21 protein-coding genes and 1 pseudogene are annotated in these 24,242 nt (G+C 71.5%); 6 read left to right on the top strand and 16 right to left on the bottom strand.

The window, feature by feature from the left end; translation table 11 throughout:
• Positions 1-40: 40 nt before the first annotated feature.
• Positions 41-829, bottom strand: coding sequence for a creatininase family protein (locus ABZ865_RS07700; RefSeq protein WP_361227212.1), 789 nt, complete (start codon positions 827-829; stop codon positions 41-43).
• A gap of 38 nt (positions 830-867) precedes the next feature.
• Between ABZ865_RS07700 and ribA the strand changes: the two genes are divergently transcribed.
• A complete protein-coding gene (ribA, locus tag ABZ865_RS07695; protein WP_361225480.1) occupies positions 868-1,563 on the top strand; it encodes a GTP cyclohydrolase II in 696 nt (231 codons plus the stop codon).
• A gap of 29 nt (positions 1,564-1,592) precedes the next feature.
• On the opposite strand, the gene ABZ865_RS07690 is transcribed toward ribA, so the two are convergent.
• The 3 genes and pseudogenes from ABZ865_RS07690 to ABZ865_RS07680 form a co-directional block, all read right to left on the bottom strand.
• Positions 1,593-2,816 carry a serine hydrolase domain-containing protein gene (locus ABZ865_RS07690; RefSeq protein WP_361225477.1) on the bottom strand — a complete coding sequence of 408 codons (1,224 nt, stop codon included), beginning with the start codon at positions 2,814-2,816 and terminating at the stop codon, positions 1,593-1,595.
• A gap of 86 nt (positions 2,817-2,902) precedes the next feature.
• Positions 2,903-4,313, bottom strand: a pseudogene (locus tag ABZ865_RS07685) (MFS transporter).
• Entirely contained in the window at positions 4,310-4,894 is a 585-nt protein-coding gene (locus ABZ865_RS07680; RefSeq protein WP_361225474.1) for a TetR/AcrR family transcriptional regulator, read from the bottom strand. Before ABZ865_RS07680 ends, ABZ865_RS07685 begins: the two are co-directional and overlap by 4 nt.
• A gap of 88 nt (positions 4,895-4,982) precedes the next feature.
• Between ABZ865_RS07680 and ABZ865_RS07675 the strand changes: the two genes are divergently transcribed.
• On the top strand, positions 4,983-5,420 hold the full coding sequence (locus ABZ865_RS07675) for a PPOX class F420-dependent oxidoreductase (RefSeq protein ID WP_361225471.1): 438 nt from the start codon (positions 4,983-4,985) through the stop codon (positions 5,418-5,420).
• A gap of 24 nt (positions 5,421-5,444) precedes the next feature.
• Here ABZ865_RS07675 and ABZ865_RS07670 read toward each other — a convergent pair whose 3' ends face one another.
• Positions 5,445-6,323 (bottom strand): NAD(P)-dependent oxidoreductase, encoded by an 879-nt coding sequence (locus ABZ865_RS07670; protein WP_361225468.1) that lies wholly within the window; start codon positions 6,321-6,323, stop codon positions 5,445-5,447.
• A 199-nt stretch (positions 6,324-6,522) separates the two neighbouring features.
• On the opposite strand from ABZ865_RS07670, the gene ABZ865_RS07665 reads away from it, so the two are divergent.
• Positions 6,523-7,134: a TetR/AcrR family transcriptional regulator gene (locus ABZ865_RS07665; protein ID WP_361225465.1), complete on the top strand. Its 612-nt coding sequence runs from the start codon at positions 6,523-6,525 to the stop codon at positions 7,132-7,134.
• A 7-nt stretch (positions 7,135-7,141) separates the two neighbouring features.
• Here ABZ865_RS07665 and ABZ865_RS07660 read toward each other — a convergent pair whose 3' ends face one another.
• The 8 genes from ABZ865_RS07660 to tkt all read right to left on the bottom strand — a co-directional run bounded on the left by ABZ865_RS07660 (position 7,142) and on the right by tkt (position 16,909).
• Entirely contained in the window at positions 7,142-7,819 is a 678-nt protein-coding gene (locus tag ABZ865_RS07660) for a TetR/AcrR family transcriptional regulator (RefSeq protein ID WP_361225462.1), read from the bottom strand.
• 147 nt (positions 7,820-7,966) lie between these two features.
• Positions 7,967-8,560, bottom strand: a complete 594-nt coding sequence (locus tag ABZ865_RS07655; RefSeq protein ID WP_361225459.1) for a histidine phosphatase family protein — start codon at positions 8,558-8,560, stop codon at positions 7,967-7,969.
• Between the two features lie 5 nt (positions 8,561-8,565).
• Entirely contained in the window at positions 8,566-9,444 is an 879-nt protein-coding gene (gene gnd, locus ABZ865_RS07650; protein ID WP_361225456.1) for a phosphogluconate dehydrogenase (NAD(+)-dependent, decarboxylating), read from the bottom strand.
• 1 nt (position 9,445) lies between these two features.
• Entirely contained in the window at positions 9,446-11,113 is a 1,668-nt protein-coding gene (gene pgi, locus ABZ865_RS07645) for a glucose-6-phosphate isomerase (protein ID WP_361225453.1), read from the bottom strand.
• Between the two features lies 1 nt (position 11,114).
• On the bottom strand, positions 11,115-12,041 hold the full coding sequence (gene opcA, locus ABZ865_RS07640; protein ID WP_361225450.1) for a glucose-6-phosphate dehydrogenase assembly protein OpcA: 927 nt from the start codon (positions 12,039-12,041) through the stop codon (positions 11,115-11,117).
• A complete protein-coding gene (zwf, locus tag ABZ865_RS07635; RefSeq protein WP_361225447.1) occupies positions 12,038-13,630 on the bottom strand; it encodes a glucose-6-phosphate dehydrogenase in 1,593 nt (530 codons plus the stop codon). Before zwf ends, opcA begins: the two co-directional genes overlap by 4 nt.
• Positions 13,627-14,772, bottom strand: coding sequence for a transaldolase (tal, locus tag ABZ865_RS07630; protein WP_361225444.1), 1,146 nt, complete (start codon positions 14,770-14,772; stop codon positions 13,627-13,629). Before tal ends, zwf begins: the two co-directional genes overlap by 4 nt.
• Before the next feature lie 61 nt (positions 14,773-14,833).
• Positions 14,834-16,909 (bottom strand): transketolase, encoded by a 2,076-nt coding sequence (gene tkt / locus ABZ865_RS07625; RefSeq protein ID WP_361225441.1) that lies wholly within the window; start codon positions 16,907-16,909, stop codon positions 14,834-14,836.
• A 146-nt stretch (positions 16,910-17,055) separates the two neighbouring features.
• On the opposite strand from tkt, the gene ABZ865_RS07620 reads away from it, so the two are divergent.
• Positions 17,056-17,946, top strand: coding sequence for an AraC family transcriptional regulator (locus ABZ865_RS07620; protein WP_361225438.1), 891 nt, complete (start codon positions 17,056-17,058; stop codon positions 17,944-17,946).
• Between the two features lie 46 nt (positions 17,947-17,992).
• On the opposite strand, the gene ABZ865_RS07615 is transcribed toward ABZ865_RS07620, so the two are convergent.
• Positions 17,993-19,456, bottom strand: a complete 1,464-nt coding sequence (locus ABZ865_RS07615) for a glycoside hydrolase family 16 protein (RefSeq protein WP_361225435.1) — start codon at positions 19,454-19,456, stop codon at positions 17,993-17,995.
• A gap of 358 nt (positions 19,457-19,814) precedes the next feature.
• Between ABZ865_RS07615 and ABZ865_RS07610 the strand changes: the two genes are divergently transcribed.
• Positions 19,815-21,104, top strand: a complete 1,290-nt coding sequence (locus tag ABZ865_RS07610) for a lipase family protein (RefSeq protein ID WP_361225432.1) — start codon at positions 19,815-19,817, stop codon at positions 21,102-21,104.
• Positions 21,105-21,198: 94 nt separating this feature from the next.
• Here ABZ865_RS07610 and ABZ865_RS07605 read toward each other — a convergent pair whose 3' ends face one another.
• Positions 21,199-22,038: a hypothetical protein gene (locus tag ABZ865_RS07605; protein WP_361225429.1), complete on the bottom strand. Its 840-nt coding sequence runs from the start codon at positions 22,036-22,038 to the stop codon at positions 21,199-21,201.
• 134 nt (positions 22,039-22,172) lie between these two features.
• Positions 22,173-22,712 carry a DUF4981 domain-containing protein gene (locus tag ABZ865_RS07600; protein ID WP_361225426.1) on the bottom strand — a complete coding sequence of 180 codons (540 nt, stop codon included), beginning with the start codon at positions 22,710-22,712 and terminating at the stop codon, positions 22,173-22,175.
• A 126-nt stretch (positions 22,713-22,838) separates the two neighbouring features.
• On the opposite strand from ABZ865_RS07600, the gene ABZ865_RS07595 reads away from it, so the two are divergent.
• Positions 22,839-24,176, top strand: a complete 1,338-nt coding sequence (locus ABZ865_RS07595) for a 6-phospho-beta-glucosidase (protein WP_361225423.1) — start codon at positions 22,839-22,841, stop codon at positions 24,174-24,176.
• Positions 24,177-24,242 lie beyond the last annotated feature (66 nt).

The following is a 24,242-nucleotide window of genomic DNA, read 5'->3' as shown; positions in this document are numbered from 1 at the left end:
CCGTCGTCCTCGTCGCCCGCTGGTACGGCGGTCTGCGCGGCTACCCCCGTATCTCCGGAGTGTTCTCCCGGTCCTCGGCGGGCGAGGTGAGCAGCTCGAAATATGCTCCGAACGCCTCCGTCAGGCTCGCCAGCAGTTCCTTCCCCTTTTCCGCCGACCCCAGGGAAGGACGGCCGATGACACCCGATTCGGTATAGGCGGACATTCCCGTGGTGAGCAGATGACGGCGGTCGTCCGCGGTGAAATCGGCGGACTCGTATCCGGGGCGGACGAATTCGGGGTGAGCGTGCAGCAGAATCGAGGTCTCGATTTCCCCCGCGTGCATGTCGGTGAGCAGCGAGGTGAGCACCCCCGCCCGCTCCCGTGCCGTCTCCCAGTCCTCGGCGGCCGGGAACAGCGCCATCCGCTCCCCGCGCGCGGAGGCCTCCTGGACGACGTTGCCGAGGACGTAGTTTCCGCCGTGCCCGTTGACGACGACGAGCGTGTCGACGCCGGAGCGGCGCAGCGAGTCCGCGATGTCCCGGACCACCGCGTGGAGGGTGACGGCCGAAATGCTGACGGTACCCGGCCAGGCCGCGTGCTCGTGCGAGCAGGCGACCGTCACCGGAGGCAGGAGGTGCACCGGGTACGCGGCGGCGATCTCCCGCGCCACGGCACAGGCGACGAGCGTGTCGGTCGCCAGCGGAAGGTACGGGCCGTGCTGCTCGAAGCTGCCCACGGGAAGGACGGCGACCTGAGGTGAAACGCCCGCCCCCCGCGCCCGTACGTCTTCCGTGGTGTCCGCCGGCATCACCCCGTGCACGACCGTCCGCGCGCCCGAACCACTCATCATTTCCCGGCCTTTCGTCTCTGCTTAGGAACCAGATCATGACAGACAACATCGGCGTCTTCGGCAAGAAGTCCTCGAAGTCCGTGAAGTCCGCGAAGTCTCCGAACGGCTCGCGGCGTTCGGGCGCGGAACGGGTCGTGAATACCCCGTTGCCCACCGTGTACGGGAAATTCCAGGCGATCGGCTACCTGGACCACGATCGCGGCGACGAGCAAGTCGCCCTGGTGTACGGCGAGATCGGCGCCGAGAACGTGCTGACCCGGCTGCACTCGGAATGCCTGACCGGGGACGCGTTCGGCTCCCGGCACTGCGAGTGCGGCGACCAGCTGGCCTCCGCGTTGCGCGCGGTGGTCGCCGAAGGCAGCGGCATCGTCGTCTACTTGCGCGGGCACGAGGGACGCGGCATCGGCCTGCTCGCCAAGCTCCGCGCGATGGCGCTGCAGGCGGAGGGCCTGGACACGGTCGAGGCGAACCTGGCGCTGGGACTGCCCGTCGACGCCCGCGACTACGGCGTGGCGGCCGAGATCCTGCACGACCTCGGGGTGCGTTCCGTCCGGCTGATGTCCAACAACCCCCGCAAGCGGGAGGCGCTCACCCGGCACGGCATCCAGGTGGCCGAGCAGGTACCGCTGCTGATCGAGCCCTGCGAGAGCAACATCACCTACCTGCGGACCAAGCGAGAGCGCATGGACCACATCCTCCCCCACCTGGACGCGGTCGCGCACGGCTCCTGATGGGGTTCGTGGCCACCGCCGTCAGTCCCTCAGTCGGTCAGTGTCTCGTGGACGAGTCTTCGTAGCTCGGGGAAGAGCTTCAGTGTCTTGGGGCGGACCTGGGTCATGAACTGGACGGTGAGGTCGTGGTGGGGGTCGATCCAGAAGGCGGTGGTGGCGACGCCGGTCCAGCCGTAGGTGCCGGGGCTGGAGGGGGCGAGGGTGCGGGTGGGGTCGGTGACGACGGAGACGTTGAAGCCGAACCCGAGGCCGTCGTTGCCGCGCTCCTGGTGGACGGGGGCGCCGAAGGAGCGCAGGACGGCGTCGCCGGGGAGCTGGTTGGCGGTCATGCGGGCGACGGTGGCGGGGGACAGCAGGCGGGTGCCGTCCAGCTCGCCGCCGCGGCGCAGCATCTCCATGAACCGGTGGAAGTCCCGGGCCGTGGTGACCAGGCCCCCGCTGCCGGACAGGAACCGCGGCCGGCCGTGCACCGGCAGTCCGGGGATCGGCGTGATGCCGCCGTCCTCCGTCTCGCCGTACAACTCGGCGAGCCGCCCGGCTTGTTCGGGGGTGATGTGGAAGCCGGTGTCGGTCATGTCGAGCGGGTGGAGGATGCGCTCGGTGAAGAACTCGTCCAGTGGTTGTCCGGAGACCACCTCGATCACGCGGCCCAGCACGTTGGAGGCGATCGAGTAGTTCCACTGGGTGCCCGGCTCGAACTGCAGCGGCAGGCGTGCGTACACCTCGACCGCCTCGGCGAGGTCCGCGCCCGGCGGCACGGACGACTCCAGACCGGCCTCGCGGTACAGGGCGTCGACGGGATGCTTGAAGTAGAAGCCGAAGGTCAGCCCCGCCGTATGGGTGAGCAGATGGCGGATCAGGATCGGGCCGTCGGCCGGTCGGGTGCGGAGGTCGGCGCCCGAACCGCTCTCGTACACACGCGGGTTGGCGAACGCGGGTAGATAGCGGTCCAGAGGGTCGTCGAGGGACAGCGCGCCCTCCTCCACCAGCATCAGCACCGCGACCGCCGTGACCGGCTTGGTCATGGAGTAGATCCGCCAGATCGTGTCCGGCTCGACCGGCAGCCCGGCCGCGAGGTCGCGGTGTCCGTAGGTGGTGAGGTGAGCGACACGGCCGCCGCGGGCCACGGCCACCAGATAGCCGGGCAGGCGCCCCTCGTCGACGTAGTGGGCGAAGTGCTGGTCGAGGCGGTCAAGGGCCTTCGGGTCCAGCCCGGCCTCACCCGGGTCGACTTCCTGTCGCAGCTGTGCCATCGCTCTCCTCCGGTCGCGTCGTACGCGTGCGGTCCGATCCGGCTCGCGTCACCCGGACACAGGGACGATGGGCGGACCTCACCACCTCATCGTCGCTCAGGAACACCGCCCAAGACCCGCTCATCAGGGGTTCGTGTGATCGACACGACGCCGGGCTCCCGCAGCGCGCGGGCCACCGGCACGCCGAGCGCCGCGACGCAGGCGAGCACGAGGAGGGCGGTGCGGGGCCCCGTGCCCATCAGCGCGGTGCCCGCGGCCACGCCCACGACCGGGCCGACATTGAGCGCGGTCTGCTGCAGACCGCCCGCCACCCCGGCCACCGCCACCTCCGCCCGCCGCACGACGACATGGGTGGCCGCCACCATCACCGTGCCGAATCCGGCGCCGAGCAGCGCGAAACCGCAGCCCAGGGCGAGCGTGCCGGTGGCCCGGGACAGCACGAGCACACCGAGCGCCAGCACCGCCGTCGCCCCGCCCGCCGTCCACCGCGCACCCACCCGGCGCAGCAGCACCGGGCACAGCGGAGCGGACAGCACCATCAGCACCGCCAACGGCAGGCTGCGCAGGGCACTGCCGAACGGATCGAGGCCCAGCCGGCGCTGCAGGACGTACGTCTCGACGAACAGCGTGCCGAAGAGGGAGGCCGACGCGGCGACCAGGATGCCGAGCGCCGCACCCACCGCCGGTGAGCCGATCACCTCGGGCGGCAGCAGCGGGCTCGCGGTCCGCCGCTCGTGCCGTACGAAGGCGGCACCGGCGAGCAGGGCGAACACCGAGCCCGGCCACGGTGACCGCACCGGACGCGGGCAGCGCGACCAGCGTGTGCACGAGACAGGCGAGGGCCACCGCGAGCAGCAGGGCTCCGGGCAGATCGAGCGGGGTACGGGAAGCCGGGGGACGATCCGCTCCGGGGAGGGGCTGTACGTCCTCTCCGGCCCGCGGAACAACGCCCCCTCCGGGCGCCACCATCGCCACGACCCCGAATCCCGCCGCCGGAAGCACGCTCAGGAAGAACACCGCCCGCCAGCCGAGCCCGTTCACCAGCGCCCCGCCCACCAGCGGTCCCGCGGCCGCCGCCAGCCCGATCGCGCGGGTCCGCACCGCGAGGGGCATCGACAGCCGGTCCGGCGGGAAGGCGGCGCGCAGCATGCCGAGGGTGGCCGGTTGCAGCAGTGCCCCGAACGCGCCCTGCGCCACCCGCAGTCCGATCACCCAGCCGATGCCGGGCGCGAGGCCGATGCCCGCCGACGCCGCGCCGAAGCCGAGCATGCCGAGCGCGAACATCCGCTGCTGCCCGTACCGGTCGCCGAGCCGCCCCGCGAACACCAGCAGGCTCGCCACCGCCACGAGGTACGCGGTACTGGTCCACTGCACCTCGGCGAACGACGCGTGCAGCGCGCGCTGCACCGAGGGCTGGGCGACCGTGAGGACCGTACCGTCCAGGGCGACGAGCACGGCGCCGGCCACGCTGCTCGCCAGTGTCAGCCGACGGTTCACGGGGTCTCCTCCGGGCCGAGATGGGCGATCAGGGCCGTCTCCAGGAGGGGTACGAAGTCCTCGTCGTCCGTGGCGAGTTGGAGACTGCGCCAGCGCCACAGCTGGGCGAGGCCGTGCAGGTTCGCCCACAGTGCGCCCGCCACCCGCCGGGCGTCCGCTTCGGGACGGACTCGGCCCACCAGGTCCGCGAGCAGCCGGAAGAGGGGGAGGCTCGTCTCCCGTAGGCCCGAGTGGCCGCTCTCCAGCAGGTCGTGACGGAACATCAGCTCGTACATGCCGGGGTTGTCCAGCGCGAAGGTCAGGTAGGTCCGGGCCAGCGCCGCCACCTGGGTGCGCGGATCGCCGCCGTCGGCGAGTGTCGCCCGGACCTGGTCGGCCAGGTCGGCGAAACCCCGCCGCGCGATGGCGGACAGCAGCTCCCGATGGGTGGGGAAGTAGCGGCGCGGCGCCCCGTGCGAGACCCCGGCGCGCCGGGCGATCTCCCGCAGGGTCAGCGCCTGGGCGCCCTCGGCGGCCACCAGGGCCACACCCGCGTCGACCAGGCGGGCCCGCAGGCCCGGATCGCGCTCGATCTCGTTCATAGACACTGTCTACCAGTAGGCCGTAGACAGTGTCTACTATCTGTTGGGGTCCGGGAATGCCCGCCATGGCTGCCGAGTTGAGCGTGTTATGACTGAGGACGCCGCACAGGACGCACTGCTGAAGCTGCTCTCCGAGGAGGACGGCGGGGTGCTGGTCACCCTGAAGAAGGACGGCCGCCCACAGCTGTCCAACGTGAACCACGCCTACTATCCGGACGAGCGGGTCATCCGCGTGTCGCTCACCGACGACCGCGCCAAGACCCGCAACCTGCGCCGCGACCCGCGCGCCTCGTACCACGTCACCAGCGCCGACCGCTGGGCGTACACGGTCGCCGAGGGTACGGCCGAGTTGTCGCCCGTCGCCGAGGACCCGCACGACGAGACCGTGGAAGAGCTGATCCGGCTCTACCGGGACGTCCAGGGCGAGCACCCGGACTGGGACGACTACCGCGCCGCCATGGTCCGCGACCGCCGCCTCGTCCTGCGGCTCCGTGTCGAACGGGCGTACGGCATCCCCAAGGCCTGACCTACGGCGGTGACCTGCGGCGATCTAGGGCGCCTCGGCGGTCCGCGCCTCGATCGCCCGCAGCACCGCCACCATGTCATCGCCGCCGTGCCCCCGCGCCACGGTCTCCTCGAACAGGCCGTGGCAGACGTCCAGCAGCGGCGAGGCCAGGTGCGCCTTGCGGGCCGCCTCGGCGATGAGCCGGTTGTTCTTCAGCACGTCCAGCGCGGCCGCCTGCACCGCGAAGTCCCGCTCGCGCAGCTTGGGCGCCTTCATCCGCGACACCCCGCTGGCCATGGGGCCCGCGTCCAGCACGTCCAGGAACAGCCGCCGGTCCAGGCCCTGCCGCTCGGCGAAGTGGAACGCCTCGGTCAGTCCCGTCACCAGGGTGATGAGGAAGAGGTTCACAGACAGCTTCATCAGCAACGCGCCCGGCGCCGGTCCGCACGTGAAGGTATCCCGGCACAGGGGTGCGAGCAGCGGCCGTACGGCGTCCACGGCGGACGCCTCCCCGGCGAGCATGGCGACCAGCTGCCCCTGCTCCGCCGGGACGCGGGACCCCGAGACGGGCGCTTCCACGTAACGGCCGCCCGCCGCGCGGACGTCGGTCTCCAGGGCGTGGGAGTACTCCGGGGAGGTCGTGCCCATGTGGACGACGGTCCGCCCGGCGACCCGCGCGGCGAGGCCGGGGGTGCCGCGCCCGAGGACGGAGTCGACCGCCGTCTCGTCGGCGAGCATCAGCAGCACCACCTCGGTCCGCGCGAACACCTCGTCGGCGTCCGCCGCGACCTCGGCGCCGGCCGCGCGCAGCGGCTCGGCGCGCTCCGGCGTCCGGTTCCACACCACGAGGGGTGTGCCGGCCGCCGCCAGACGCAGCGCCATCGGCTGACCCATCACTCCGAGACCGAGAAACCCGACGCGCATGAGGCCTCCCTTCGCCCGAGCGGTTGCCCGAATCGTCATCCGAGTCGTCATTCGAGTCGTCGTCCGACCCCTGGACCAGCGCTTCGCCCGCTCGGGCCGACTATGACCGCTGTCATAGTAGCGAGCGTTATGACGCCGGTCATAGAGTGGGCGGGGAAGAGCCGGTCATGGAGTGGGCGCGGACGATCGGAGGGCGCTCATGGCGCAGTCGCGGTACGGACCGCGCGAGCGGATGGTCTTCAGCGCGGCCCAGCTGATCCGGCGCGACGGGGTCGCCGCGACCGGCATGCGGGACGTCGCCGCGCATGCCGGGGCGCCGCGCGGCTCGCTCCAGCATTACTTCCCGGGCGGCAAGGAACAGCTGGTCAACGAGGCCGTGGACTGGGCCGGCCGGTACGCGGGCGGGCGTGTCGCCCGCTTCCTGGCCGGGCTGGACACGCCGACGCCGAGCGGCCTGTTCGCGGCGATGGCCGCCCAGTGGACGGACGAGTACGAGCGGGACGGCTTCGCCGCCGGCTGCCCGGTCGCGGCCGCGACCGTCGACTGCGCGGCGGCGGGCACCTCCACCCGTGAGGCGGTGGCCGCCGCGTTCACCGCCTGGCGCGGCCCGGTCGCCGAGGCCCTCGCCGGCATGGGCGTGCCCGCCGCCCGCGCCGCGTCCCTCGCCACCTTGATGATCAGCACCCTGGAGGGCGCGATCCTGCTGGCCCGCGCGGAACGCGACGTACGCCCGCTGACGACCGTCGTACGGGAACTCGGCCCCCTCCTCGACGCCGCCGCCGGGCGAGCCGAGCCGGAGGACAGGACCTGACGCAGCACTACCGGGCCGGGGCCCCGTCTGCGGTGAGGTAGGCGATCACCATGTCGCCGATCATCGTGCGGTAGTGCTCCCGCTGGGCGGGGTGCACCAGGTCGCGGCCGAACAGGGTGCCGAAGGTGTGCCGGTTGGCGACCCGGAAGAAGCAGAACGAGCTGATCACGGCGTGCAGGTCGACGGCGTCGACGTCGCCCCGGAACAGTCCGGACTCCTGCCCGGCGGCCAGGACGCGGCGGATCATGTCGAGCGCGGGCGAGCCGAGCCGCCCGAGCTTCCGGGAGGCGGCGAGGTGCTGGGCGCCGTGGATGTTCTCCATGCTGACCAGACGGACGAAGTCCGGGTGCCGCTCGTGGTGGTCGAAGATCAGCTCGGCCAGTCGGCGGATCGCCGCGACCGGGTCCAGATGCGTGACGTCCAGCTGCCGTTCGGCCTCGCGGAGTACGCCGTACGCCCGCTCCAGCACGGCCGTGAACAGCTGCTCCTTGCCGCCGAAGTAGTAGTAGATCATCCGCTTCGTGGTGCGGGTGCGGGCCGCGATCTCGTCGACGCGGGCGCCGTCGTAGCCGGCCCGCGCGAACTCCTGCGTCGCCACGTCGAGGATCTCGGCCTGGGTGCGGGCGGCGTCCCGCGCCCGCCCGCCGGACGGTTCCGGTGGTGCCGGTTCGTCGACGCTGGTCATCGGATGCGGATTCCTTCGGGCGGTGGACGAGGCCCGTGGTCGCGGGACAAGTGCGGTGATTGTAGAGGCAGGACCGCCCGGTGAGAGAGGACTGCGGCCCGGGTCACACGGGGTGACCCGGGCCGCAGGACAAAACCGGACACGCGGCTACGGCCGTCCGTTCCACTCCGCGACGACCGGCCACCCGTGCTCCGTGGACAGCCGGCTCACCGTGCCGGTCGCCAGCTGGAACAGGCGGCCCTCGGCGGGCGGCAGGCCCAGCCGGCGGGCGGTGAGCACCCGCAGGAAGTGGCCGTGCGCGACCAGGACGACGTCACCGTCGTCCGCGTCGAGCGCCTTCCCCACCCGGGCCAGCACCCGGTCGGCGCGCGCCCCGATCTGCTCGGGCGACTCGCCGGGATGCCCCTCGGTGCCGGGCGGCACGCCGTCGGTCCACAGGTCCCACGCGGGGCGGGTGCGGTGGATCTCGGCGGTGGTGATGCCCTCGTAGCCGCCGTAGTCCCATTCGTGCAGGTCGGGGTCGGCCACGGCCCCGGTCAGGCCCGCGAGTTGGGCGGTGCGTATCGCGCGGTCCAGCGGGCTGGTCAGCACGAGGGCGTAGGTCCGTCCGGTGAGGAGTGGAGCGAGGGACTTGGCCTGTTCCTCGCCGTGCGTGGTGAGGGGCAGGTCGGTGTAGCTGGTGTGCTGCCCCGACAGACTCCACTCCGTCTCGCCGTGGCGGACCAGCAAGAGGTCGCCCACCGGATTCAGTCCTTCTTCTCCACGGCGTGCCCGCCGAACTGGTTGCGCAGCGCGGCGACCATCTTCATCTGCGGGGAGTCCTCCTGGCGCGAGGCGAACCGCGCGAACAGGGAGGCGGTGATCGCGGGCAGCGGCACCGCGTTGTCGATGGCGGCCTCGACCGTCCAGCGGCCCTCGCCCGAGTCCTCGGCGTAGCCGCGCAGCTTCTCCAGGTGCTCGTCCTCGTCGAGGGCGTTGACCGCGAGGTCGAGCAGCCAGGACCGGATGACGGTGCCCTCCTGCCAGGAGCGGAACACCTCGCGGACGTTCTCCACGGAGTGGACCTTCTCCAGCAGCTCCCAGCCCTCGGCGTAGGCCTGCATCATGGCGTACTCGATGCCGTTGTGGACCATCTTGGAGAAGTGCCCGGCGCCGACCCGGCCCGCGTGGACGTAGCCGTAGGGGCCTTCCGGCTTGAGCGCCTCGAAGATCGGGAGCAGCCGCTCCACGTGCTCCTTGTCGCCGCCGACCATGAGCGCGTAGCCGTTCTCCAGGCCCCACACGCCGCCGGAGACACCCGCGTCGACGAAGCCGATGCCCTTGATGGCGAGGGCGGCGGCGTGCTTCTCGTCGTCCGTCCAGCGGGAGTTGCCGCCGTCGACCACGATGTCGCCGGGTTCCAGCAGGTCGCCGAGTTCGTCGATGACCGTCTGGGTGGCGGTGCCGGCCGGGACCATCACCCAGACTGTGCGCGGCGCGTCGAGCTTCTCGACCAGTTCGGCGAGGCTCTTGACGTCGGAGACCTCGGGGTTGCGGTCGTAGCCGATGACGGTGTGGTCGGCGCGGCGGATCCGCTCGCGCATGTTCCCGCCCATCTTGCCGAGACCGATGAGACCGAGCTGCATGTCAGTTCACTTCCTGAGCGTTCTTGAGAGTGCGGTAGGCGGCGACGAGGGCCTTGGTGGACGGGTCGAGACCGGGCACGTCGGCGCCCTCGGTGAGTGCGGGCTCGATGCGCTTGGCGAGGACCTTGCCCAGCTCCACGCCCCACTGGTCGAAGGAGTCGATGTTCCAGACCGCGCCCTGGACGAACACCTTGTGCTCGTAGAGGGCGATCAGCTGGCCGAGGACGGACGGGGTCAGCTCGCGGGCGAGGATCGTGGTGGTCGGGTGGCTGCCGCGGAAGGTGCGGTGGGCCACCTGCTCCTCGGGCACGCCCTCGGCGCGGACCTCGTCGGCCGTCTTGCCGAAGGCGAGCGCCTGGGTCTGGGCGAAGAAGTTGGCCATCAACAGGTCGTGCTGGGCCTTGAGTTCCCCGCTCAGCTCGGCGACCGGCTCGGCGAAGCCGATGAAATCGGCCGGGACGAGCTTGGTGCCCTGGTGGATCAACTGGTAGTACGCGTGCTGCCCGTTGGTGCCCGGGGTGCCCCAGACGACAGGGCCGGTCTGCCACTCCACCGGACGGCCGTCGCGCTGCACCGACTTGCCGTTGGACTCCATGTCCAGCTGCTGCAGGTACGCGGTGAACTTCGACAGGTAGTGGCTGTACGGCAGCACCGCGTGCGACTGGGCGTCGAAGAAATTGTTGTACCAGATCCCCAACAGGCCGAGGATCAATGGGGCGTTGGCCTCGGCGGGGGCGGTGCGGAAGTGGTCGTCGACGATCCGGAAGCCGTCCAGCATCTCCCGGAAGCGGTCCGGGCCGATGGCGATCATCAGGGAGAGGCCGATCGCGGAGTCGTAGGAGTACCGTCCGCCGACCCAGTCCCAGAACTCGAACATGTTGTCCGGGTCGATGCCGAACTCGCCGACCTTCTCGGCGTTCGTGGACAGCGCCACGAAGTGCTTCGCGACCGCCTTCTCGTCGCCGTCGAAGGCCTTCAGCAGCCAGGAGCGGGCCGAGGTGGCGTTGGTGATCGTCTCGATCGTGGTGAACGTCTTGGACGCGACGATGAACAGGGTCTCCGCCGGGTCCAGGTCGCGGACGGCCTCGTGCAGGTCGGCGCCGTCCACGTTCGACACGAAACGGAACGTCAGGTCACGGGCGGTGTAGGCGCGCAGGGCCTCGTAGGCCATCGCCGGGCCGAGGTCGGAGCCGCCGATGCCGATGTTGACGACGTTCCGGATCCGCCGGCCGGTGTGTCCGGTCCACTCGCCCGAGCGGACCCGGTCGGCGAAGCCGGCCATCTTGTCGAGGACGGCGTGCACCTGCGGTACGACGTTCTCGCCGTCGACCTCGATCACGGCGTCCCGCGGGGCGCGCAGCGCGGTGTGCAGCACGGCCCGCCGCTCGGTGACGTTGATTCCCTCACCGCGGAACATGGCGTCCCGCAGCGTGAACACGCCGGTGGCGGTGGCGAGTTCCCGGAGCAGGGCCAGGGTCTCGTCGGTGATCAGGTGCTTGCTGTAGTCGATGTGCAGGTCGCCGGCCCGGACGACGTACCGCTCGGCGCGGCCGGGGTCCGTCGCGAACAGCTCACGCAGGGACGGCGCGCCCTCGGCGCGGTGGTCGGCGAGGGCCGTCCACTCGGGCCGGCGGGTGAGCCGGGGGGTGTCTGACGGTGCGTCGGACATGTCAGGAAGTCTCCTTGCGGGCCTCGCCCCTGAGGGCGATGGCGTACATCTCGTCGGCGTCGAGGCGGCGCAGCTCCTCGGCGATGAGCTCGGAGGTGGGGCGCACCTTCAGCGCCAGGGTGCGCGGCGGCTGGCTCGGCAGGGTCAGCGTGGCCAGCGGGCCCTCGGGGCGGTCGATGACGATCTCGCCGTTCGCGGTGCCCAGGCGTACGGCCGTGACGACCGGCCCCGCGGTGACCACGCGCTCCACGGTCACGTTCAGCCGGGCCTCCAACCAGCGTGCGAGGAGTTCGGCGCTGGGGTTGGCCGCCTCGGCCTCCACGGCCGCCGACGTCACCTTGACCCGCGCCTGGTCCAGGGCGGCGGCGAGCATCGAGCGCCACAGGGTGAGCCGGGTCCAGGCGAGGTCGGTGTCGCCGGGCGCGTAGTTGCGCACGCGGGTCTCCAGGACCTCCATGGGCTTGTCGAACGCGTACAGGTCGGTGATCCGCCGCTGGGCGAGCGCGCCGAGCGGGTCCTTGGAGGGGGCGTCGGGCGCGTCCACCGGCCACCACACCACGACCGGGGCGTCCGGCAGCAGCAGCGGCAGCACCACGGAGTCGGCGTGTTCGGACACCTCGCCGTAGGTGCGCAGGACGACCGTCTCGCCGGTGCCGGCCTCGGAGCCGACCCGGACCTCGGCGTCCAGCCGGGAGGAGGTGCGGTCGCGCAGGGTGCGCACGTGCCGCTTGATGACGACCAGCGTCCGCATCGGGTGCTCGTGCGAGGCCTCCTCGGCGGCCTTGATCGCGTCGTAGGCGTTCTCCTCGTCCGTGACGATGACCATCGTCAGGACCATGCCCACGGCCGGGGTGCCGATGGCGCGGCGGCCCTGCACCAGCGCCTTGTTGATCTTGCTTGCCGTGGTGTCGGTCAGGTCGATCTTCATGGCCTGCGCCAGCTCCGTCCGTCTCGTGCGAGCATCTCGTCCGCTTCCTCGGGGCCCCAGCTGCCCGACGCGTACTGCGCCGGCCTGCCGTGCGCCGCCCAGTACTCCTCGATGGGGTCGAGGATCTTCCAGGACTCTTCCACTTCCTGGTGCCGGGGGAACAGGTTGGCGTCGCCGAGCAGCACGTCCAGGATGAGCCGCTCGTACGCCTCCGGGCTCGACTCGGTGAACGACTCGCCGTAGGCGAAGTCCATGGACACGTCCCGGATCTCCATCGAGGTGCCCGGCACCTTGGAGCCGAACCGGACGGTCATGCCCTCGTCGGGCTGGACGCGGATGACGATCGCGTTCTGGCCGAGTTCCTCGGTGGCGGTGGAGTCGAACGGGGAGTGCGGGGCCCGCTTGAAGACCACCGCGATCTCGGTGACCCGGCGGCCCAGCCGCTTGCCGGTGCGCAGATAGAACGGCACGCCCGCCCAGCGGCGGTTGTCGATGCCGAGCTTGATCGCGGCGAAGGTGTCGGTCTTCGACCCCGGGTCGATGCCCTCCTCCTCCAGATACCCGACGACCTTCTCGCCGCCCTGCCAGCCGCTCGCGTACTGGCCGCGCACGGTGTGCCCGCCGAGGTCCTCCGGGAGGCGCACCGACTTCAGCACCTTCAGCTTCTCGGTGAGCAGCGCCTCCGCGTCGAACGCGATCGGCTCCTCCATCGCGGTGAGCGCCATCAGCTGCAGCAGGTGGTTCTGGATGACGTCACGGGCGGCGCCGATGCCGTCGTAGTAGCCGGCGCGGCCGCCGATGCCGATGTCCTCGGCCATGGTGATCTGCACGTGGTCGACGTACGACCGGTTCCAGATCGGCTCGTACATCTGGTTGGCGAAGCGCAGCGCCAGGATGTTCTGGACCGTCTCCTTGCCGAGGTAGTGGTCGATCCGGAACACCTGGTCCGGTTCGAACACGTCGTGCACGATCGCGTTCAGCTCGCGGGCGCTGGCCAGGTCGTGGCCGAACGGCTTCTCGATGACCGCGCGCCGCCAGGAGCCCTCCGGGCCGTCCGCCAGGCCGTGCTTCTTCAGCTGCTGGACGACCTTCGGGAAGAACTTCGGCGGCACCGAGAGGTAGAAGGCGAAGTTGCCGCCGGTGCCGCGGGAGGCGTCCAGCTCGTCGACGGCGTTCTTGAGCTGCTTGAAGGCAGTGTCGTCGTCGAAGTCGCCGGGGATGAACCGCATCCCTTCGGCCAGCTGGTGCCACACCTCCTCCCGGAACGGGGTACGGGCGTGCTCCTTCACCGCGTCGTGGACCTCCTGGGCGAAGTCCTGGTCCTCCCAGTCGCGGCGGGCGAAGCCCACCAGGGAGAAGCCCGGCGGCAGCAGGCCGCGGTTGGCCAGGTCGTACACGGCCGGCATCAGCTTCTTGCGGGACAGGTCGCCGGTCACCCCGAAGATGACCAGTCCCGACGGGCCCGCGATGCGGGGCAGCCGGCGGTCGCGGGCGTCCCGCAGCGGGTTCGCCCAGTCGGCCGCCGGGGCGACCGGGACGGGCACCTCCTCGGCGGGGGGTGCCGTCGGTTCGGCGGGCTTGGTGCTCATCGCGCGTCCACTCCCTTGCTCCTCAGGGACTCGGTGACGGCGTCCAGCAGCTCCTGCCAGGCCGTCTCGAACTTGGCGACGCCCTCGTCCTCCAGCTGCTGGACGACCTCGTCGTAGGAGATACCCAGCCGCTCGACGGCGGCCAGGTCGGCTCGGGCCTGCGCGTAGCCGCCGGTCACCGTGTCGCCCGTGATCTCGCCGTGGTCGGCCGTGGCGTTCAGGGTGGCCTCCGGCATGGTGTTGACGGTGCCGGGGGCGACCAGCTCGTCCACGTACAGGGTGTCCTTGTACGCGGGGTCCTTCACGCCGGTGGACGCCCACAGCGGGCGCTGCTTGTTCGCCTTGTCACCGGAGAGGGCCAGCCAGCGGTCGGACGCGAAGACGTCCTCGTACGCCTCGTAGGCCAGGCGCGCGTTGGCGAGGGCGGCGCGGCCCTTGAGCGCGAGGGCCTCCTCGGTGCCGAGGGCGGTCAGCCGCTTGTCGATCTCGGAGTCCACCCGGGACACGAAGAAGGACGCCACCGAGTGGATCCTCGACAGGTCCAGGCCGCGCTCGCGGGCCTTCTCCAGGCCGGCCAGGTAGGCGGCCATGACCTCGCGGTAGCGCTCCAGGGAGAAGATCAGCGTCACGTTGACGCTGATGCCGAGGCCGATGACCTCGGTGATCGCCGGGAGACCGGCCTTGGTCGCCGGGATCTTGATCATCACGTTGGGGCGGTCCACCAGCCAGTGCAGCTGCTTGGCCTCGGCGACCGTCGCCTCGGTGCGGTGGGCGAGCCGGGGGTCGACCTCGATGGAGACCCGGCCGTCACGGCCCTGCGAGGCGTCGTACACCGGACGCAGGATGTCGGAAGCCGCCCGCACGTCGGCGGTCGTCATCATCCGCACCGCCTCGTCGACCGTGACACCCCGCACCGCGAGGTCGGTCAGCTCCTCCTCGTACCCCTCACCGGAGCCGATGGCGGCCTGGAAGATCGACGGGTTGGTGGTGACACCGACGACGCTCCCGCCGTCCACCAGCGCCGCCAGGCTGCCCGAGGTGATCCGCTTGCGCGACAGGTCGTCCAGCCAGACCGAGACGCCCTCGTCGGCGAGACGCTTCAGGGCTCCGGGGGTGGCGATTGCTTCGGTCACAGTGCTCATCTTTCTTCGTCGCGTCTTTCTTTGTCGCGTTCGTCGCGTCTATCGCGTTTGTCGCGTGGGATCAGGCGCGCGCGGCGGCGAGCGACTCGCGGGCCGCGGCGGCGACGTTCTCGAGGGTGAAGCCGTACTCGGCGAACAGGGTCTTCGCGTCGGCGGAGGCGCCGAAGTGCTCCAGGGAGACGATCCGTCCCGCGTCGCCCACGAACCGGTACCAGGTCAGACCGATGCCGGCCTCGACGGCGACCCGCGCCTTCACGGCGGGCGGCAGCACGCTCTCCCGGTAGGCGCGCGGCTGCTGCTCGAACCACTCCACGGATGGCATGGACACCACCCGCGTGCCGACGCCCTCGGCCTCCAGCAGCTCCCGGGCGGCGACGGCCAACTGCACCTCGGAGCCGGTCGCGATGATGATCACCTCCGGGACCTCGGTCGAGGACTCGCGCAGCACGTACCCGCCCCTGGCCGCGTCCTCGTTCGGCGCGTACGTCGGCACGCCCTGGCGGGTGAGCGCGAGCCCGTGCGGGGCCGGGTCGGTGGCGTGCCTCTTCAGGATCTCGGCCCAGGCGATCGCGGTCTCGTTGGCGTCGGCCGGGCGGACGACGTTCAGGCCCGGGATCGCGCGCAGCGAGGCCAGGTGCTCGACGGGCTGATGGGTGGGGCCGTCCTCGCCGAGGCCGACGGAGTCGTGCGTCCACACGTACGTCACCGGCAGCTGCATCAGCGCCGACATACGGACGGCGTTGCGCATGTAGTCGGAGAACACCAGGAAGGTGCCGCCGTAGATCCGGGTGTTGCCGTGCAGGGCGATGCCGTTCATCTCCGCGGCCATGGAGAACTCGCGGATTCCGAAGTGGACGGTACGGCCGTACGGGTTGGCCTCGGGCAGCGGGTTGCCCTTCGGCAGGAAGGAGCTGGACGCGTCGATGGTGGTGTTGTTGGAGCCGGCCAGGTCGGCGGAGCCGCCCCACAGCTCGGGCAGGACCGGGCCGAGCGCCTGCAGCACCTTGCCCGAGGCGGCGCGGGTGGCGACCGCCTTGCCCTCCTCGAACACCGGCAGGGCGTCCTGCCAGCCCTCGGGCAGCTCGCCCTTGCTGATCCGGTCGAACAGCGCGGCCCGCTCGGGGTTCGCGGTGCGCCACTCGGCGATCCGCTTGTCCCAGGCCGCGTGGGCCTCGGCGCCCCGGTCCAGGGCGCGGCGGGCGTGGTTCAGGACCTCGTCGGTGACCTCGAAGGACTGCTCCGGGTTGAAGCCGAGGAGGCGCTTGGTCGCGGCGATCTCGTCCTCGCCGAGCGCGGAGCCGTGGGAGGCCTCGGTGTTCCGCGCGTTCGGGGCGGGCCAGGCGATGATCGTGCGCATGGCGATGATGGAGGGCCGCCCGGTCTCGGCCCGCGCTTCCTCCAGCGCCGCGTACAGGGCGGGCACGTCGACGTCGCCGTCGGCGGTGGGCTCGATGCGCTGGGTGTGCCAGCCGTAGGCCTCGTACCGCTTCAGCACGTCCTCGGAGAAGGCGGTGGCGGTGTCGCCCTCGATGGAGATGTGGTTGTCGTCGTAGAGGAAGACCAGGTTGCCGAGCTTCTGGTGGCCGGCCAGGGAGGAGGCCTCGGCGGAGACGCCCTCCTCCAGGTCGCCGTCGGAGACGATCGCCCAGACGGTGTGGTCGAAGGGGGAGGTGCCCTCGGGGGCGTCCGGGTCGAACAGGCCGCGCTCGAAGCGGGCCGCCATCGCCATGCCCACCGCGTTGGCCACACCCTGGCCGAGCGGGCCGGTGGTGGTCTCGACGCCGGCGGTGTGCCCGTACTCCGGGTGCCCCGGCGTCTTCGAGCCGTGCGTGCGGAACGCCTTCAGGTCGTCCAGCTCCAGCTCGTACCCGGCGAGGAAGAGCTGGGTGTAGAGGGTCAGCGAGGTGTGGCCGGGGGAGAGGACGAAGCGGTCACGGCCGGCCCATTCCGGGTCCGCCGGGTCGTGCCTCATCACCTTCTGAAAGATCGTGTACGCGGCAGGGGCCAGGCTCATCGCCGTGCCCGGGTGGCCGTTGCCGACCTTCTGCACGGCGTCGGCCGCCAGAAGCCGGGCGGTGTCCACGGCACGCCGGTCGAGGTCGGTCCACTCGAAGCCGTCGGTTGTCTGCGCGCTCATGTTCAAGAAGTCCTCGTTCGATGCGAGATTGCTGACCGGACGCGTTCAAACTTAAAAGTCTGACTTTTTCGGCGGAAGGGCAGGGTGTGTCAGCCTGTGGTGAATCTGGGACAGTGATCGCGCGACAGGGACGGCACGGGCAGGACATGGCGGACAGAACACACCAAGGCGAAGGTGAGGGGATCAGGACCTTCCCCTTCCCGGCCGAGCTGGCCGTCGGCGGTGTCGGCATACAGATCGGCACCATGGGCGGCGAGGCCGCCTGGCACGCCGACGCCCCGCTGCACCGCGTCCACCGCATCGACTTCCACGTCGTCATGCTCTTCACCGAGGGCCCCGTACGGCACATGATCGACTTCGCCGAGTACGAGGCCGCCGCCGGCGACCTGCTCTGGATCCGCCCCGGACAGGTCCACCGCTTCTCCCGCACCAGCGAGTACCGCGGCACCGTCCTGACCATGCAGCCCGGCTTCCTGCCCCGCGCCACCGTCGAGGCCACCGGCCTGTACCGCTACGACCTCCCGCCCCTGCTGCACCCCGACCCGGCACAGCTCGCCGCCCTCGGCGCCTCCCTCGCCCATCTGCGCCGCGAGTACGAGGACACCGCCACGCTCCCGCTCAGCCTGCACACGGCGGTCCTGCGGCACAGCCTCACCGCGTTCCTGTTGCGCCTCGCCCATCTCGCGGCCAGCTCCGCCGAGGCCTCACGGCAGCCGACGGACACCACCTTCACCCTCTTCCGGGACGCTGTCGAGCGGGGCTTCGCCACCAACCACAGCGTCAACGCCTATGCCGACGCGCTCGGTTACTCCCGCCGCACCCTCGTGCGCGCCGTCCGCGCGGCCACCGGCGAGACCCCGAAGGGCTTCATCGACAAGCGGGTGATCCTTGAGGCCAAGCGCCTCCTCGCCCACACGGACATGCCGATCGGCCGCGTCGGGGCTGCCGTGGGCTTCCCCGACGCGGCCAACTTCTCCAAGTTCTTCCATCTGCACACCGGCCAGACACCGGTGGCGTTCCGAGCTGAACTTCGCTAGCCGCAGCGACCGGTCGTCAGCGACCAGTCGTTTGCGATCAGGCCGGTCAGTGGCCGAAGTCGAACCAGTTCACGTTCACGAAGTCGGCCGGCTGGCCGCTGGTGAACGTCAGATAGACGTCGTGCGTGCCGGTCACCGAGCCGATGTTCGCCGGGATCGTGCGCCATGACTGCCAGCCCCCGGTGTCACCCACCGCGAAGCTGCCGACCGGGGCGTTGCTCCGGCTGTCCAGGCGCACCTCGACCAGTCCGCTCACCCCGGCCCCGGCCCCGCTCGCCACGCGGCCGTAGAACTGGGTGGCCGGGGTCGAGCCGAAGTTGACCCCCTTGTACAGGGCCCAGTCGCCGTTCGCGAGCCAGCCGATGTTCTGTCCGCCGCCCGAGTCCGACGTCGTCTCGGTGCCCACGCCGGACTGGCTGTCGTACGACTCGGCCTGGATGGCGCTGTAGGCGTCCCGGTTGCCGGAGGGCGGGGGAGTGGTGCCGCCCCCGCCACCCGAGGACTGCAGCACCTGCACATAGTCGACGACCATCGGGTGGTTCGGCTCGGTACCGGCGTCCGGGCCGCCGCCGAACGCGTCCGGGAAGCCGCCGCCCATCGCCACGTTCAGGATGAGGAAGTACCCGTGGTTGGTGGCGTTGGCCCAGGTCGTCGCGTCGACCTGATTCGCCCTCACGGTGTGGAAGTTGACGCCGTCGAGGTAGAAGCGGATCTCCTCGGGGCTGGTCGAGCGGTCCCACTCCATCGCGTAGGTGTGGAAGCCCGTCTGACAGGTCGTGCCGGTGCACGCGGTCGAGTTGCCGATCCCGGAGGTCTCGTTGCAGGGGCCGCCCGGGTTGGTGCCGCAGTGCATCGTGGCCCAGTCCGTGTTCAGGCCCTGCACGTTCTCCATGACGTCCAGCTCGCCGATGCTCGGCCAGTTCCAGTAGTTGCCGCGGAACGGCGAGCCCAGCATCCAGAACGCCGGCCAGTACCCCTTGGCAGCGGCGCCGGTGACATTGGGCATCTGGATCCGCGCCTGCACACGCAGCTTGCCGCCCGCCGGCGGCTGGAAGTCGGTGCGGTTGGTCTCGATACGGCCGGAGGTCCAGTGCCCGGAGGCGTCGCGGCGCGGGGTGATCAGCAGGTTGCCGTTGCCGTCGAGCGAGACGTTGCTGGTGCTGGAGGTCATCGTCTCGACCTCGCCGGTACCCCAGTTGGCGGCGCCGCCCGGGTACGAAGTGCCCGTGTCGTACTGCCAGTTGGCGGTGTTGACACCGGAGCCCGCGGAACCGTTGAACTCGTCGAGGAAGACCTGGGTCCAGCCGGAGGGGGGAGTCGGGGCGGACGCGTCGGCGGGGAGGGTACCGACGGCCGCCGCGGCCGCCGCGAGGGCGAGCGTGCCGAACGCGGCGACGAGGGCCCGGCGGACGGAGTACCGGCGTCTGTGGGGTGTGACCGGATGTCCGCCGCCCGCGTGGGGTTGCGGATGTCTGCCGTCTGTATACGACGTGCCGGAGGTTTCGCTCATGTGGGGTGCCTCTCGGGTACGGGTTGAGACGTGCGAGTGTTCTGAGAGCGCTCTCAGGGTGCCGCCAATGTGCTCTCCGGCTCCCCGGTCGTCAAGAGTCAAACCAAAGAAAGTCCCACTGTGGCACGGGAGTTCACCCCGTGAAGGCGGCGGGCAAGGCTAGTCACCGGCGCACAGCTCCACCCCATCCGGTTCGTCATTCTTTAACTAGCAGCGCTTACTTACGCATCCGTAACCTCACGGCCTGCTCGGCTTCACGCACCTCTTCGCCTTCACCCCACAGAAGGGTCGTTCTGACGTGATGTCATCCAGGTCCAGCAAGCACGTCCCCCCACGCCGCCGACCCGGCAGAGCCGCCGTGCTCGTCGCGACCGCACTGCTCGGCGGGCTCCTCGCGGTGCCCGCCGCAGGCGCGGAAACCGGCACCGACACGGGTGCCGGCACCGATGCCGGCATCGGCGCCAAGGTGCCGTGTGTCGCGGCCGACGCCGACATCTACCGGCCGCCGGACCGCCCCACCGCCGCGCCCGGCGCCGTCATCGCCTGCCGTCACCTCGACGCGCTGCCGCTGGTCGGCTACGACACACCTCTGGACGCGTGGAAGGTCCAGTACGGCTCGACCGACGGGCGCGGGCGGCCGGTCACCGTCGCCGGTACGGTCGTCGTGCCGCGCGCCCCGTGGACCGGGCCCGGCGAGCGGCCGCTGGTCGCCTTCGTGCCCGGCACCCTGGGCCTCGGCCCGCAGTGCGCGTTCTCCAAACAGCTCGCGGGCCAGTACCAGGACGCCTACGAGGGCCCGAACATCGCGGCCCTGCTCAAGGCCGGATACGCGGTGGCCGCCACCGACGGCGCCGGGTACCTCGACGGCCAGGTCCACCCGTACGTCTCCGGCGTCGAGGCGGGCCACGCCGCGCTCGACATGGCCCGCGCCGCGTCCCGGGTACCGGGCGGCGGGGTGGGCCGGCGGGCCCCGGTCGGGATCTGGGGCTACTCCGAGGGCGGGTCCGGCAGCCTGTGGGCCGCCCAGCTCGCCCGCTCCTACGCCCCCGACCTCGACGTCGTCGGCTCCGCCTCCGGCGGCATACCGGCCGACCTCAAGCAGGTCGCGGACAATCTCGACGGGCAGTTCTTCGCCGGGTTCCTCATCGACGCGCTCATCGGACTGTCCGTCACCCACCCGGAGCTGCCGTTCGACAGTCTCCTCAACGACAGCGGACGCCAGGCGGTCAAGGACGCCGAGTCACTGTGCGCGGTCGGCACCGTCGCCAAGTTCCCTGGCGCGCGGGTCGAGCAGTACACCAAGGACGCGCTCACGCTGGAGAAGATGTACGCGCTCAAGGCACCGGACGGCACCAGCTGGAGCGACGTCGCCGAGGGCAACACGCTCGGCACCGGCGTGGGCACCCCCGGCTCCGGCGCCCGGTACGAGATCGGTTTCCCGGTGCTCCAGTACCGGGGCCTGCTCGACGAGGTGATCCCCGCCGGCACCGCGAGCGCCACCCGACACGCCTACTGCGCCGCCGGGATCAGCACCCGCTACACCCCGTACGTGGGCGACCATCTCAGCGGCGACGCCCAGGCGATCGGCGACGTCGTCTCCTGGCTCGGCGACCGCTTCGCCGGCAAGCGGGACGCGGGCAACTGCTGACAACCGTTGCCGACTGCCGACCGGATCCGGCCCCGCACACGGAACAGCGGGGCCGGATCCGGACTGGTTCACCGCTCGCCGTGCGGTCCGCGCGTCACCTCCGGTACGCGTAGACCGCCGTCGCCACCGCGCACACGCCCGGCGGGATCACCTCCGCCCGCAGGGTGCCGTCGGCGCTGTCGTAGTCCACGCCCTCCGCCTCGAAGGTCCCCTTGCACAGGCTGGTCTGCGGCAGGGCGAACAGGCTCTTCACCGAGCCGGTGACCGGCCGCCCGTCCAGCTGGTGCGGGAGGTCGACCTGGAGCAACGGCCGTGACTCGGGGAAGAGTTGACCCGAGTCGTCGTCCGAGGCGCAGACCAGACGGGTGCCGGTCACGAAGTCGCAGCCCTGGATGTCGCGCACCGGCCGGTCCAGGGAGATCTGCCCGGCCTGCGCCAGCGAGCCGCCGGTGGCCGGTGTGGCCGGGTTCAGCAGCGGCGCGGGGAACACTTGGAGCCGGTTCTGGTCGCCCCACTCGCCCGACACCAGCCACTGGCCGTCGGGCGAGACGGTGGCGAAGGAGTTGTTCACCTTCTCGCCCGGATCCAGCGGGTGGACGTAGTCGTAGCGCCTGCCGGACGGCGTGGTCACCGCATACAACTTGGACGTGGCGGTGTCGGCGCCCTGGTAGGCGTCGAAGACGTAGCCGCGCGCGATGTCCGGGTCGCCGACGTGGTTCCAGCCCTTGATCCGCAGGTCCAGCGGGATGTCCAGCAAGCCGCGGTGCAGCAGCGGGCCGCCCGCCCGGCTCGCGAGCCCCTGCCCGCCCCCGAGCGTGTCGGTGTACGACGTCCCGGCCGGCGCCCACGCGGGGCCGTCGGCGGCGGAAGCGCTCGGTGCGCCCAGGGCGAGGACGCCCAACAGGGCGGTGAGGGTGAGGAGATGACGTTTCATCAGGCTCCTGCCACGTCGACGGAGATGGGATGGGAGGGGAATAGAACCACGTATCGGTCGGCGGGTCACCGTTTCCGGGATCGCGGGGACCCTGAAGAACGTGACGAGGGACGGGGAGCGGGGGCGGTGGGGGCTCAGACGGCGGCGTACGCCGGGTGGGAGGGGGAGGGGGAAGGGGAGGGCACAGGGGAGGTGGTGCGCAGGACTCGGTGCGTGGTGTCCAGGTGCACCACGCGGCCCGGCTGTCGTACCGGTGCGTCGGGGTGTGCGGTGACGTGCAGTCGTAGCCGAGGCGCGCACACCTCCGTGCCGCGGGGCGCTCCCGGCTCGTCCTCGGCGGTCGTCACCCGCAACGTCAGCCACATCGTGCCGCCGTCCCGCGGCAGCGCGAAGGGCAGCGGTACGGCCGCCGTCTCGCCGGGGCACAGCGCGGGCAGCTCGGCCGGCGCGCTCAGTACGCGGCCGTCGGCCACCGACAGCTCCCAGGTCGCCGCCAGCCACCCCAGGCCACGGCGCCGCTGCCGATTGGCGAGGACGATCCCTTCGTGCCGGTGGCTCCGGATGCCGACCGGCGCCGTGCTGTCGTACGGCCCGGCGCCCGCGCACCGGCCCGGCCCGTCCAGCCCGACCGGCTCGCCCGGCCCGTCCGGTCTTCCCTCTCCGCCCTCGCTCACGTGCCGCAGCATCCCGTGGCACCGGAACCCCGGGATGAAGCCGCCCTGAAGGGCCGGCGTTGACTCGATGGCCGGGCAGTGCTCGGTGACCGCCGGGGGCGGGGCGCCGTCCCATAGGGTGCGCGTGTGAGGCTGACGATTCTGGGTGGCGGCGGGTTCCGGGTGCCGCTCGTCCACGGTGCACTGCTGACCGACCGCGCCGAAGGGCGGGTCACGGAGGTCGTCCTGCACGACCTGGACGACGCTCGACTGCGCGCGGTGACCCGTGTCCTGGCCGAGCAGGCCGCCGGGGTCCCGGACGCGCCCACCGTGACCGCCACGACCGACCTCGACGAGGCACTGCGCGGCGCCGACTTCGTCTTCTCCGCGATCCGGGTGGGCGGTCTGCAGGGGCGGGCCGACGACGAGCGGGTGGCCCTCGCCGAGGGCGTCCTCGGCCAGGAGACGGTCGGCGCGGGAGGCATCGCCTACGGTCTGCGGACCGTCCCCGTCGCCGTCGACATCGCCCGGCGCGTGGCACGGCTCGCCCCGGACGCCTGGGTCATCAACTTCACCAACCCGGCCGGACTGGTCACCGAGGCCATGTCCCGGTACCTCGGCGACCGGGTCATCGGCATCTGCGACTCACCGGTCGGCCTCGGCCGTCGTATCGCCCGCGTCCTCGGCGCCGACCCCCGCGAGGCCTTCATCGACTACGTCGGCCTCAACCACCTCGGCTGGGTGCGCGGCCTGCACGTCGCCGGACGCGACGAACTCCCGCGCGTGCTCGCCGACCGCGCCCTGCTGGGCTCCTTCGAGGAGGGCCGGCTCTTCGGCGCCGACTGGCTCCGGTCCCTCGGCGCGATCCCCAACGAGTACCTGCACTACTACTACTTCAACCGGGAGACCGTCCGCGCCTACCAGGAGGCCGAGCAGACCCGCGGCGCCTTCCTGCGCGACCAGCAGGCCCGCTTCTACGAGGAGGCGGCGAACCCCGGCGTGCCCGCGCTGCCCGCCTGGGACCGCACCCGCGCCGAACGCGAGGCGACGTACATGGCCGAGAACCGGGAGACCGCCGGCGCCGGTGAGCGCGAGGCCGACGACCTGTCCGGCGGGTACGAGAAGGTCGCCCTCGCCCTGATGCGGGCCATCGCCCGCGACGAACGCGCGACCCTCATCCTCAACGTCCGCAACCGCTCCACCCTGGCCGCCCTCGACGCCGAGGCGGTCATCGAGGTCCCGTGCCTCGTCGACGCCAACGGCGCGCACCCCCTCACCGTCGACCCGCTGCCCGGGCATGCCACCGGGTTGGTGTGCTCGGTGAAGGCGGTCGAGCGCGAGGTGCTCGCCGCCGCCGAGTCCGGCTCCCGCGCGACGGCCGTGAAGGCCTTCGCACTGCACCCGTTGGTCGACTCGGTCGACGTCGCCCGCAGGCTGGTCGAGGGCTACACGGCCGTCCATCCGGGCCTGGCGTACCTGAAGTAGAGCCGTCCGCAGACATGAAGGGGAGGGCCGCTCCGCCGAGCGGCCCTCCCTCCTTACCGGACCACC

This window comes from Streptomyces sp. NPDC047085, from assembly GCF_040643735.1.
In the GTDB taxonomy this organism is placed as follows: Bacteria; Actinomycetota; Actinomycetes; order Streptomycetales; family Streptomycetaceae; genus Streptomyces.
Note: the sequence above shows the minus strand (reverse complement) of the source record. Positions and strands in the feature narration are given on the sequence as shown.